Origin of the sequence: Burkholderia sp. IO2 (genome assembly GCF_029522185.1) — a bacterium.
Classification (GTDB): domain Bacteria; phylum Pseudomonadota; class Gammaproteobacteria; order Burkholderiales; family Burkholderiaceae; genus Burkholderia; species Burkholderia cenocepacia.
In genome coordinates this window covers 1-11,206 of sequence record NZ_JAKWFH010000106.1, presented here as the reverse complement: position 1 = coordinate 11,206, position 11,206 = coordinate 1, and the positions used below count along the sequence as shown (strand labels likewise).

Genomic DNA, 11,206 nt, shown 5'->3' with positions numbered 1-11,206 from the left:
CTGCCCGTTCAAGCTCCGCTCTTCGACTCCGCGAAATCTGTAACCCGAAAGAGACGAACCCTGAACCCTTCAAAACACGACATTTCTATTTAGCCGCCGCTACGACATCTTGAAATGGCTACGACATTGGTTGTAGCGGCCATATCCTAATGTCGTGTTCTGGCTATTTACAGATGTCGTGTTTTTGACTGCTGGCATGCTGGACGGCTCGTTGAGCAAGCGCGGGAGCCGACCATGCAGCCAGCCGGATTGGTGACACTGACGATGCGAGAGCTTGATCGACTCAAGGTGATCCAGGCTGTGGTGGACACGGGTTTGAAGCCAGGCCGTGCAGCCGAACGGCTGGGCCTGAGCGTGCGCCAGGTGGAACGGCTGGTGCTCCGTTATCGCGAGCGCGGGCCCGGCGGCGTAGCTTCGGGCCGCCGTGGCCGACCGGGCAACCGCAAGCTCGACGATGGGCTGGCGTTACGTGCCCTGACCGTTATTCGTGAGCGCTACGCCGATTTTGGGCCGACGCTGGCCTGCGAGAAGCTCTGGGAATGCCACGGCATTCAGCTGGCCAAGGAGACCGTCAGGAAGCTGATGACGGAGGCTGGGCTGTGGATTCCGCGCCGGCAACGACCGCCGAAGGTGTATCAGCCGCGAGCGCGCCGGGCCTGCCTCGGCGAATTGATCCAGATCGACGGCTGCGATCATCGATGGTTCGAGGAACGGGCGCCGGCAAGATGTCGGGCATAGGGAGCGCCGTGAAGACTTGACGAGTTCTGACGAATCGGCGCGCGGAGGTATCCGGAATTCCGTGTGTGAGGCGGGTTGAGATTCAGACTCCAATGTTGAATCGTTCCGGGTAAAGCAGCGCGAACTGTGTCATAGCGCTCTTCCAATCGTGCCGGGAACCGGTCCACTTGGCCACGACGTTGCGCAGCGCCAGCCAGATCAGTTTGAGCGCGGCCTCGTCCGACGGGAAGTGGCCGCGCGCCTTGATGATCTTCCGAAGCTGCATGTGCAGCGACTCGATCGCGTTGGTCGTATATACAATTTTCCGAATGTCAGGCGCGAAGGCGTAGAACGGAATCACCTGATCCCAGGCTCGGCGCCAGAGCGCGGCAATCGGTGGATATTTTGTACCCCACGGGCTCGTATCGAACGCGTCCAGCGCCACGGCAGCCGCTTCGGCCGACGGTGCCCGATAGACTTCCTTGAGCGCCGCCGAGACCGATTTCCGATCTTTCCAACTGGCGAAGTCCAGCGAGTTCCGGATCAGATGCACGATGCAGGTCTGGACCGTCGTTTCCGGGAATACCGTGTTGATTGCTTCCGGGAAGCCCTTCAGGCCGTCGACCACGGCGATCAGGATGTCCTGCACGCCGCGCAGCTTCAGGTCGTTCACCACCCGCAGCCAGAACTTGGCCCCCTCGGTCTGCTCGATCCAAAGGCCCAGCACGTCACGTGTGCCATCGCGGCGCACGCCCAGCGCCAGGTAGATCGCCTTGTTGCGCACGACGCCTTCGTCGCGGATCTTGACTCGCAAGGCGTCGAAGAACACGACCGGGTACATCGGCTCGAGCGGCCGCTGCTGCCATTCGCGTACTTCGTCGATCACGGCATCGGTTACCGTACTGATGAAGTCCGGCGACACCTCGATGCCGTACATCTCCAGCAGGAAACCCTGAATCTCCCGCACGCTCATGCCGCGCGCGTACATCGCGATGATCCTGTCGTCGAAGCCGGTGAAGCGTCGCTCGCCCTTGGCGATCAGCACCGGATCGAAGGTGCCTTCGCGGTCGCGCGGAATCTCGACGTCGAGCAAGTCGTCGTCGGTCGTGATGCGCTTGCGGCTGGTGCCGTTGCGATGGTTCGTGCTACTCGCCGGCTTGGCTTCACCCTTCTCGTAACCGAGGTGATGGGTCAGTTCACCGCCCAGCGCACGCTCGAAGATTGCCTTCTTGAGCGCGGCCAGTTGCTCATTGATCGTTGCCCGATCCAGCGTCCCGGGCACCAGTTGCTTGATCAGTTCCGGGTCCAGATTCAAGCCCTTACCCGGTTCAATCGTCACTTCTTCCTTGCGTTTGCGTGGCATAAAGTGGCTCCTTGGCCATCAGTTTATGCCTCACACACAAAGATTCGGATAGGCTCCGGCGCGCTGCCGACAACGGCCGGCATGCGCCCCTCTACCCTATTCTGCCGTGCTCCGTGACGCCGCCGGTGGAATTGCGTCCGATCCTGGTGGACTCCGTTCCGGGTGTTCATGCGACAACCCCAGCCTCGGACATCCGCCCACATCGTCGACATGTCGCGACAAGCCCCCCGTCAACTGCGACAACGACTCGCCATCCGCGCGCTACTGCCGAGCCCCCGATCGCGACATCGCACGCGGCCGCGTCGACCGCCGGCCATCAACCGCCGGCTGCATGCACGCGCGGCCGCCGCGTATGCCATCCGAGCGTCTGCTCCAGCGTGGCCGCGACCTGCAGCAACACCGCTTCGCTGCCCATCGGCCCGGCGAGCTGCACGCCGACGGGCCGGTCGCCCGACCAGCCGGCCGGCAGCGAAATCGCCGGCGTGCCGGTGATGTTGAAAAGCCCCGTGAACGGACAGTAGTCGAACAGCTTGTCGCACCAGCCGCGCGCGTCGAGCGTCGCATCGTTCTGGTCGAGATGGCCGAGTTCGACCGTCGGCATCCGGGTGACCGGCGTGACCAGCACGTCATAGCCGCCGAAAAACCCGCCGACGTCGCGCGACAGCGCATTGAACTGCATCAGCATGCGTTGCAGGTCGAGTCCCGACAGCCGGCGCCCGTGCTCGATGCATGCATGCGTGCACGCTTCCACTTCGCGCGGATCGTACGACCGCCCGAGCGCATCGGCGGCGCCCAGCGCGGCCGACGCAAGGAACGCCGTCCACGCGGTGCAGCTCGCCGACGCAAGCGCTTCGGCGTCGTACGCAGGTACGGCCACGTCGACGTCGTGGCCAAGCTGTTCGAGCGTGCGCGCCACCTGCTCGGCCGCGGCGACGCAATCCGGATGCGTGACGCCGGCGCCGGGCATGCGCGTCGCCAATGCCACACGCAGCCGGCGGGCGGGCGTGCGGATCGCGTCGGCATAGCGTTCGTGCGGCCGCGCGATATCGAACATCGCACCGGTCTCCGGGCCTTCGACCGCATCGAGCATTGCCGCGCTGTCGCGCACCGTGCGCGTCACGGCGAACTCGATGCCGAGACCGAACAACGGCAGGTTGTAGTCCGGGCCGACCGGCGTACGGCCGCGCGACGGCTTCAGCCCCACGAGCCCGCAGGCGGCCGCCGGCACGCGGATCGACCCGCCGCCGTCGTTCGCGTGCGCGGCCGGCACGATGCCCGCGGCCACCGCCGCCGCCGAGCCGCCGCTCGATCCACCGGCGCTGTACGCGGGGTTCCACGGGTTGCGGGTCGGCCCGTGCAGCAGCGATTCCGTCGTCGCGTTGAAGCCGAGTTCGGGCGTCGTCGTCCGGCCGAAGGTCGCAAAGCCCGCGCGCTTGAAACGCGCCATCAGCTCGCTGTCGGCAGGCGGCACGTAGCGCCCGGCCAGCAGCCGCGAGCCGCCGTCGTTCGCGACGCCGCCCGCATGCAGCACGAGATCCTTGATGAGGAACGGCACGCCGGCGAACGGCCCGTCCGCCGCGTACTCGAGCGGCTGGTCGAAGGTTTCGATGATCGCGTTGATTTCCGGGTTGACGCGCGCGGCGGCGGCTTTCGCCGCCTGCATCGCTTCGTCGGCGCTGACATGGCCGGCGCGGATCTCGGCGGCCAGGCCGGTCGCGTCGTAACGTACGTATTCCTCGATATTCATGGGCGTTCTCCTGCGTTCGTCGGGGGTGACGGATGTCGTGATGGGCGGGACTGCGGTGAAGCGACTTCATTGAAGCCCGCGAAAAAACCATCCGAAATCGTTCAGATGAACGATGGGAACGTGCGGCAGGAATGCGGCGAACAGCGGGAAAAAGCGGCGCGCTTACGCGAGCGCGCCGTCATCGTCGAGCACGCGGATCAGTTCGCTCTTCGTGGTCACGCGCAGCTTCACGTACACGCGGCGCAGATGATGCCGCGCCGTCGCCGGCGCGATGCCGAGGCGTTTCGCGACGCCCTTGTACGTGCAGCCGTCGCAGAAGATGCGCGCGACCGCCAGCTCGCGCGGGCTCAGCACGGCGCCGACGCCGGCCGCCCGCGCGCGCACCAGCACGTAATCGCCGAGCCGTTCGCTGTGCAGCCGGATACGCGCGCCCGACAACGCGGGCGGCGGCGGCGTGGCGTCGAACAGTCGGGCTCTCGCGTCGTCCGGCAAGCCGGTGCGATCCCACGACGGCCATTCGAGTGCGGCGAGCGCGAGGAACGCGTCGTCCGCGTACTGCAGCACGCCATGCGCGTCGAACAGCGCGGAAGCCGCGCCGCCCGTCGCGCCATCGGTCGCGTGCATCCAGTGCAGGCGGTTGCATTCGAGCGCCGACGCCATGTGCTCGATCGCGAGTTCGAGCAGGTTCGCGTCGGCCGCGTCGAAGCGGCGATGCGTGCGGCGATACAGCGACAGGTGCGTGGCGCGTTGATTCCCGGCGTCCACGCACACGGCGAACAACACCTGTGCGATGCCCTGCGCCTTGCAGAACCGCCGCATCGTGTCGTTCAGCGGAACCGTCGACGTCGACGCGACGACGATCTTCTCCGACGATGTTTCCGCCAGTCGCGCCAGCGGATCGCGCAGCTTGACCTGTTCCCAGTCGTGCATGAAGCCCGGACGCAGATTGTGCAGGTACGCGCTGTGCGGCAACGGGCCGTCGGGCCGCAGGCTCGAATGGCCGAACCATGCGCCGTCGAAGTCGATGTGCTCGTTCAGCAACAGCAGGAGCCGGCGGTCGAATTCGTCGACGCGCGTGGCTTGCGGCAACCGGTAGAGCGGCAACAGCAGGCGGCCGACGCGCCGTGCAAGCGCGGCGCCTCGTGGCGGGATTGAGCGGGGGCGGATGGCATCGCGGGTCACTCGTCGTCTCCTGTCGCGTCGTCCGGGCGGCCGTGCCGTCGTGGTCGGCGCCGCCGTTTGTCGGGCGATTCTGGCATTTTTGCGGATCGCCGGCCACCGGTCGGAACCCGCTATCCGACGCCGTTCGCGGCTGTCGTTCGGCGTGGGCGGACCGTCGCCGACGCGTTTGTGCACCGATCGTCCGTGCCCGTCGGTTGAAACCGACCTTGCGCCCCCTACCCGATTCGTTTGTAGAATCGGCGTGTTCGCCGTTCACGACACGGGACAAGACATGATCCTCAGCCGCCGTCCCGCCGGATACCTGCGGCCCTTCATCGACTCGGTATGGGCATCGTATCCGCCGTTTTCGATCCGGGACGAACGTTGCCGCGAGCGCGTGCTGCCGACCGGCGCGGTACACATCGCGATCCGGCTCGATGCCGAGCCGTTGCGGCTATTCGACCGCGTCGAAGACGACACCGGCCGCACGGTCGGCGTCGCCGTGGTCGGCGGCGCACGGGCGTGCGCGTACCTCAAGGACGTCTCCGCGCCGGTGCCGACCGTCGGTGCGCTGATCCGTCCGGGCGCGGTCCGGCTCGTCACCGGCGTGCCGGCGTCGGCCTTCTACGGCCTGCACCTGTCGCTCGACGATCTGTGGGGCGCCGACGCTGCCAGCATCCGCGACCGGCTCGGCGAAGTCGCTTCCGCCGCCGCGCGGCTGGATCTGTGGGAAACGCTGCTGAGCGCACGGCTGCCGCGCGTGACCGGCATCGACCCGGCCATCGCCGCATCGATCGCGCAATTGAATCGTGGCACGGCGGTCCGCACGATCGTGCAGCAACTCGGCTGCAGCCATCGTCACTTCATCGCACAGTTTTGCGAGGCGGTCGGCATGCCGCCGAAACGCTACGGCCGCGTGCGCCGCTTCGCGCAACTGCTCGACGGCTTGTCGGCCGCGCCGCCGGCATCGTGGGCCGATGCCGCGGCGGCGGCAGGCTATGCCGATCAACCGCATTTCAATCGCGAATTCCTCGAGTTCGCCGGATTGTCACCGGAACAGTACCGGCAACGCGCGAGCGCGAACGGTTTTCACGTACCGCTCTGACTGCTGACGCACGACCGCCACGGTCGCCGCGGCGGTCAATTTTGTTCAAGACCGGGCGCCGGACGCCCGATAGGATCGAGCCACACCCACACCACCCACCGGAGGGCACCATGGCGATTCACGAAGTCTTTCCGTATCTGCGCGCCAAAAGCGCGGAAGACGCCATCGCGTTCTATGCGAAGGCATTCGGCGCGCAGGAGAAATTCCGGCTCGTCGAGCCGTCGGGGCGCATCGGACACGCGGAATTGCAGCTCGGGCCATGCACGCTGATGATCTCCGACGAGTTCCCGGAATACGATCTGTTCGCCCTCGACCCGGACGGCAACGCGCCGATGGTGCTCCATCTGCATGTCGACGACGCCGACGCGACGATCGCCGCCGCCGTCGCGGCCGGCGCGCGCGTGACCCGCGCGCTGCAGGACCAGTTCTACGGCGAGCGTTCGGGCAGGATCCGCGATCCGTTCGGTTACGACTGGCTGATCGGGCATACGATCGAAGCGGTCGAACCCGACGAAATGCAGCGGCGTTACACGGCGCTGATGTCGGGCAATCAGTGAGCATTCCGGACGGCGTACCCCGAACGATCCCCCCGATATCCGCGATGCACTACCACCCCGACGACATCAGCCGGCTTTTCCTCGGTGTGCCGACGCTGCAGTTGAACCGCCCCGCGCCCGCCGAGCGGTTTCTCGCCGCCGCCGTCGCTACCGGCGCCGAACTCCGGCATGTGCTGCGCGACTACCCGCAGGTCCGCTACCAGCCGCTCGACTTCCACTATCTGTGCCAGCAAAGCCTGTCCGCGCTGGACGACGCGCTGCTGGCCGACCTGACACGCGACATGCGGCACGGCTGGCGCGGCGCGCACTGGGCCGCGCTGCTGATCGCGTTGTCGGGCGACGCGCGCTATCTGCCGCACCTCGACGCGGCCAGGCGCCATCGCGGCGTCGAATGGACCGCCGGGCTGGCCGCAGCCGCCTCGGCCGCCGATGCGCAATCGTCGGCCTGCCGTTGCTGCCGGTCGATCGTGCAGTTGCGTGCGCAACTGGCCGAGTTGCCGCGGGTCGTCGTCCGGTTGCGACCGTGGCCCTCGCCGGCAGCGCTCGAAGCGAGGACCAACGCCGTGCGCGCCGCCTATCGAAGCGGCGGCGCCGACGCGGCGCTGCCGATCGCCCGCCGCTAGACCGCTCGGCACGCAATCGCGCGATGGCGCGCTGAACCCGCACCCCGCCCCGCACGCCCCGCCTTTCCGACCGCCGCCCCCGCCGTCGACGCATCGCGATTCCGCGCGATTCCGCACAGGACCTTTCCTGTGCAACGCCTTAATCGACCGCCGCACGATCTCCAATAATGGCCGCTCGATCCATCGGCCGCCAGGCCGGACCCACAACAACAAAACTCCTATGCATTCCTGCCAAATGAACCCGCAGGCCGGCGCACGCGTCGCGGGGACCGTCATTGCCGCCTGCCTGAGCAGCTTCGTGCCGAATGTCGCGCATGCGCAGAGCAGCGTGACGCTGTACGGCCTGATCGACACGTCGATCACCTACTCGACCAACCAGCGCACGCGCGGCGCCGGCTCGCCCGGCGGCGGCAGCGTCGCGATGACGAGCGGCGCGCTGAATGCGTCGCGCTGGGGGCTGCGCGGCCGCGAGGATCTCGGCGGCGGGATGGCCGCGGTCTTCGCGCTCGAAAACGGCTTCTCGGGCACCACCGGCAAGCTGTCGCAGAAAGGCGTCGACCTGTTCGGCCGCCAGGCGTGGATCGGCGTGAGCTCGAAAACGGCCGGCACGCTTTCCTTCGGCCGCCAGTACGACCTGATCCTCGATTTCGTGACGCCGCTCGGCGCGTCCGGCCCCGGCTGGGGCGGCAACCTCGCCGTCCACCCGTACGACAACGACGATTCGAACCGCAACCTGCGCATCAACAACGCGGTGAAATATACGAGCCCGACGGTTCGCGGGCTGACGTTCGGCGCGATGGTCGGCTTCTCGAACACGGCCGGCCAGTTCTCCAACAATGCCGTGTGGAGCACGGGCGTGTCGTATGCGAACGGGCCGCTGAAGCTCGGCGCCGGCTACCTGAAGATCAGCCGCGACCGCAACGCGCCGAACCCGGACGGCGCGCTGAGCACGGTCGACGGCTCCGCGACGATCACGGGCGGCAACCAGCAGATCTGGGCCCTGGCCGGCCGGTATGCGTTCGGGCCGCACTCGGTCGGCGCCGCGTGGTCGCATTCGGCCACCGACGGCGTGACGGGCGTGCTCCAGGGCGGCAACATCGCGCCGCTGAAAGGCGAATCGCTGGTGTTCGACAACTTCTCGATCGACGGACGCTACTTCGTCACGCGCGCGTTGAGCGTCGCCGCCGCGTACACGTACACGATGGGCCGCTTCGACACCCGCACGGGCCAGACGCGTCCGAAATGGAACCAGGTCGTCGCGCAGGCCGACTACGCGCTGTCGAAGCGCACGGATGCGTATCTCGAAGGCACTTACCAGAGCGTGAGCGGCGGCAACGGCAATCCGGCGTTCAACGCGACCGTCTGGACCTTGACGCCTTCGGCAAACAGCAACCAGGTCGTCGTCGCGCTGGGGCTGCGGCACAAGTTCTGACGAATGCGGCGTCCCGCGGCCGCCCGGCTGCATCCGACGAGCACGTCACCCGTCACGCGATCGCCGTGATCGACACGAGAAAGGCCGCGCCCCGTGCGCGGCCTTTTCGCTATGGCGGGCGTCGGGTACCGCGCACGGCGCGCGGAAGCAAGAATGCCTCCCGACTGTCGCATTTGCGCAAAAAATGCGAAGAAACTGGTCACGTTGTGACATTTTTCCTAATCTGTTTGCAGCGACGCCGCGATTCGGCGTTCCGGTCGCAACATTCTTTCATCTGGCGCACCATCGGCTTACGAGCCTGCATCACGGCAACGGAGCCGGACCTTTCGCGCCATGGCGGCCGGACAGCTGCGTGCGGACGGCACGCAGCCACGCTTTCAACGCAGTCAACCGCTGGAGACGAACGATGAGCAAAATGAACCGAATTGCGGTCCTGGCAACTTTCGTACTGCTGGCCGGTTGTCACAACGCGGCGAAAACGCCCGAGAATGCCGGCGCGGCACCGGAGCCCTCGAGCGAAACCGTCGCGACGGTGACGGCCGACGATCTGAACAATCCGAACAGCCCGCTCGCCAAGCGCAGCATCTACTTCGATTTCGACCAGTACTCCGTGAAGCCTGAATTCCAGTCGCTGCTGCAGGCGCACGCCGACTACCTGCGCAGCCACCCGGCGCGGCACGTGCTGATCCAGGGCAACACCGACGAGCGCGGCACGTCCGAATACAACCTCGCGCTCGGCCAGCGCCGCTCGCAGGCCGTGGCGAGCGCGCTTCAGACGCTCGGCGTGCCGGCCACGCAACTCGAGGCCGTCAGCCTCGGCAAGGAAAAGCCGGTCGCGCTCGGCCACGACGAGGAAGCGTGGGCGCAGAACCGCCGCGCCGATCTCGTCTATCGTTGATCCGGCGTCGCCGCGGCGGCGGCGATACGCAAAAAGCATGGAATAAACGCGCCGCCGAAACGTCTTCTCATCGCGCAGCCGCGCGGTTCACGCGAACCGCCTTTCCCGTGGCCTGCGCGCTGCAAGGAGATTGCAATGAAATCGGCAACGTTGGCCGCGGCGCTCGTCGCGGCGCTGGTGCTCGTGCTGTCGACGGGCTGTACGTCGTCGGGCAGCGGCGTGTCGCAAGGACCCGGCATGAGCCGGTATGGCGGCTCGGGAGGTAGCGGAGGCGGCGGCGGCTACTGACGCGCCGCCGTCAGGAAAACGGTGCGGCGCATCGCGCACGGGCACCGGAAACCGGCCGCCTCGTGCGCGACGCCCCGCACCGGGGCGCGACTCAACGCATCGCCTTCACGTCGGCCGGCGTGACGTTCGCCGGCTGGCCGCCCCACGTCGCGCGCAGGTAGTTCGCGAGCTGCGCGAGTTCGTCGTCGCTCAACGTTTTCGCGAAACCCGGCATCGGCTGCAGGTTTTCGAACCCGGCGAACTTCTGCTCGTCGATGCCGTCGAGCATCGCGACCAGCAGGTTGCGCGGATCGCCCTGGCGCACCGTCGAGTTGCCGTTCATCGGCACCGCCACGTGCGGCTTGCCTTCGCCGTTGAAACCGTGACAGCCCGCGCAGACCGCGAGATACACCGAGCGGCCGGCGGCCAGTTGCGCGGCATCGGCCGATACCGGCTTCACCGGTTGCGGCGCGGGCGGCGTATCGCCGAGCAGGTAGACCGACAGTCCGCGCAGGTCGTCCTTCGTCAGGTACTGCGTGCTCAGGTGCACGACCGGATACATCTCGCCGAACGCCGAGCCTTGCGGCGCGATGCCGACGCCGAAGAACGTCTGCAGGTCGGTGCCCGTCCAGCCGCGCGCGGCGAGGCCGGCCGGCGTGATGTCGGGCGCGGCCACGCGGCCGAGCGCGGCCCCCGCGAACGGCTTCGCGCCGTCGAGCTGGCCCGTGAAGGCGCGCGGCGTGTGGCATTCCGCGCAGTGGCCGAGCGCGCCCGCGAGATAGCGGCCGCGCTGCCAGTCGGCGGATTGCCCGGTCGACGCATCCGGCAGGCTGCCCTTCAGGAACAGCATGTCCCAGAAGACCATGCCGAAGCGCAGGTTGTACGGGAACTGGAGTTCATGCGCGCGGTTTTCCTGCGCGACCGGCTTGACCGTCTTCAGGTACGCGAACATCGCGTCGGCGTCGGCGCGCGTGAGCTGCCGGTACGACGTGTACGGCATCGACGGATACAGGCGCTTGCCCGGCGCCTTGCCGTCGTGCAGCGCGGCATAGAAGTCGTCCGCGCTCCAGTTGCCGATCCCGTGATCCTTGTCGGGCGTGATGTTCGAGCCGTAGAACGTGCCGAACGGCGATTCGAGCGCCGCGCCGCCGGCGAACGGCGCGCCGTCCTTCGCGGTGTGGCACGCCGCGCAGTCGGCGGCCTTCACGAGATAGCGGCCGCGCGCGACCGGGTCGGCGCCGGGTGCGCCGGACGCCGCGTTCGAGGCCGGCGCGTCGTGGCCGCCGCACGCGGCGAGCAGCAGCGCGCAGGCCGCTGCGAGCGCGGGCAGGCGCGC

10 protein-coding genes and 1 pseudogene are annotated in these 11,206 nt (G+C 67.6%); 7 read left to right on the top strand and 4 right to left on the bottom strand.

Annotation, left to right across the window (positions count from 1 at the left end):
• Window positions 1-234: 234 nt before the first annotated feature.
• Window positions 235-735, top strand: a pseudogene (locus MMB92_RS34385) (helix-turn-helix domain-containing protein); the annotation flags it as partial.
• An 85-nt stretch (window positions 736-820) separates the two neighbouring features.
• Here the strand turns inward: MMB92_RS34385 and MMB92_RS34380 are convergent.
• From MMB92_RS34380 to MMB92_RS34370, 3 genes are all read right to left on the bottom strand, one after another.
• Entirely contained in the window at window positions 821-2,080 is a 1,260-nt protein-coding gene (locus MMB92_RS34380) for an IS256 family transposase (protein WP_062884496.1), read from the bottom strand.
• A gap of 316 nt (window positions 2,081-2,396) precedes the next feature.
• Window positions 2,397-3,827 (bottom strand): amidase family protein, encoded by a 1,431-nt coding sequence (locus tag MMB92_RS34375; RefSeq protein ID WP_048985448.1) that lies wholly within the window; start codon window positions 3,825-3,827, stop codon window positions 2,397-2,399.
• A gap of 162 nt (window positions 3,828-3,989) precedes the next feature.
• On the bottom strand, window positions 3,990-5,009 hold the full coding sequence (locus MMB92_RS34370) for a helix-turn-helix transcriptional regulator (RefSeq protein WP_006494845.1): 1,020 nt from the start codon (window positions 5,007-5,009) through the stop codon (window positions 3,990-3,992).
• 40 nt (window positions 5,010-5,049) lie between these two features.
• On the opposite strand from MMB92_RS34370, the gene MMB92_RS34365 reads away from it, so the two are divergent.
• From MMB92_RS34365 to MMB92_RS34340, 6 genes are all read left to right on the top strand, one after another.
• Window positions 5,050-6,093 carry a helix-turn-helix domain-containing protein gene (locus MMB92_RS34365; RefSeq protein WP_230626805.1) on the top strand — a complete coding sequence of 348 codons (1,044 nt, stop codon included), beginning with the start codon at window positions 5,050-5,052 and terminating at the stop codon, window positions 6,091-6,093.
• Window positions 6,094-6,203: 110 nt separating this feature from the next.
• Window positions 6,204-6,650, top strand: coding sequence for a VOC family protein (locus MMB92_RS34360; protein WP_034202331.1), 447 nt, complete (start codon window positions 6,204-6,206; stop codon window positions 6,648-6,650).
• A 44-nt stretch (window positions 6,651-6,694) separates the two neighbouring features.
• A complete protein-coding gene (locus tag MMB92_RS34355) occupies window positions 6,695-7,273 on the top strand; it encodes a hypothetical protein (RefSeq protein WP_060263906.1) in 579 nt (192 codons plus the stop codon).
• A 220-nt stretch (window positions 7,274-7,493) separates the two neighbouring features.
• On the top strand, window positions 7,494-8,705 hold the full coding sequence (locus MMB92_RS34350) for a porin (protein ID WP_077021125.1): 1,212 nt from the start codon (window positions 7,494-7,496) through the stop codon (window positions 8,703-8,705).
• A 406-nt stretch (window positions 8,706-9,111) separates the two neighbouring features.
• Window positions 9,112-9,603 (top strand): peptidoglycan-associated lipoprotein Pal, encoded by a 492-nt coding sequence (gene pal / locus MMB92_RS34345; RefSeq protein ID WP_006492284.1) that lies wholly within the window; start codon window positions 9,112-9,114, stop codon window positions 9,601-9,603.
• A 135-nt stretch (window positions 9,604-9,738) separates the two neighbouring features.
• Window positions 9,739-9,891 carry a hypothetical protein gene (locus MMB92_RS34340; RefSeq protein ID WP_171984121.1) on the top strand — a complete coding sequence of 51 codons (153 nt, stop codon included), beginning with the start codon at window positions 9,739-9,741 and terminating at the stop codon, window positions 9,889-9,891.
• A 91-nt stretch (window positions 9,892-9,982) separates the two neighbouring features.
• Here MMB92_RS34340 and MMB92_RS34335 read toward each other — a convergent pair whose 3' ends face one another.
• Window positions 9,983-11,200 carry a cytochrome c gene (locus MMB92_RS34335; RefSeq protein ID WP_277563247.1) on the bottom strand — a complete coding sequence of 406 codons (1,218 nt, stop codon included), beginning with the start codon at window positions 11,198-11,200 and terminating at the stop codon, window positions 9,983-9,985.
• Window positions 11,201-11,206: the final 6 nt, after the last annotated feature.

Coding starts and splice junctions, on each gene's coding strand:
- MMB92_RS34380 (WP_062884496.1), bottom strand. CDS start 2,080: ATGCCACGCAAACGCAAGGAAGAAGTGACGATTGAACCGGGTAAGGGC.
- MMB92_RS34375 (WP_048985448.1), bottom strand. CDS start 3,827: ATGAATATCGAGGAATACGTACGTTACGACGCGACCGGCCTGGCCGCC.
- MMB92_RS34360 (WP_034202331.1), top strand. CDS start 6,204: ATGGCGATTCACGAAGTCTTTCCGTATCTGCGCGCCAAAAGCGCGGAA.
- MMB92_RS34355 (WP_060263906.1), top strand. CDS start 6,695: ATGCACTACCACCCCGACGACATCAGCCGGCTTTTCCTCGGTGTGCCG.
- MMB92_RS34350 (WP_077021125.1), top strand. CDS start 7,494: ATGCATTCCTGCCAAATGAACCCGCAGGCCGGCGCACGCGTCGCGGGG.
- pal (WP_006492284.1), top strand. CDS start 9,112: ATGAGCAAAATGAACCGAATTGCGGTCCTGGCAACTTTCGTACTGCTG.
- MMB92_RS34340 (WP_171984121.1), top strand. CDS start 9,739: ATGAAATCGGCAACGTTGGCCGCGGCGCTCGTCGCGGCGCTGGTGCTC.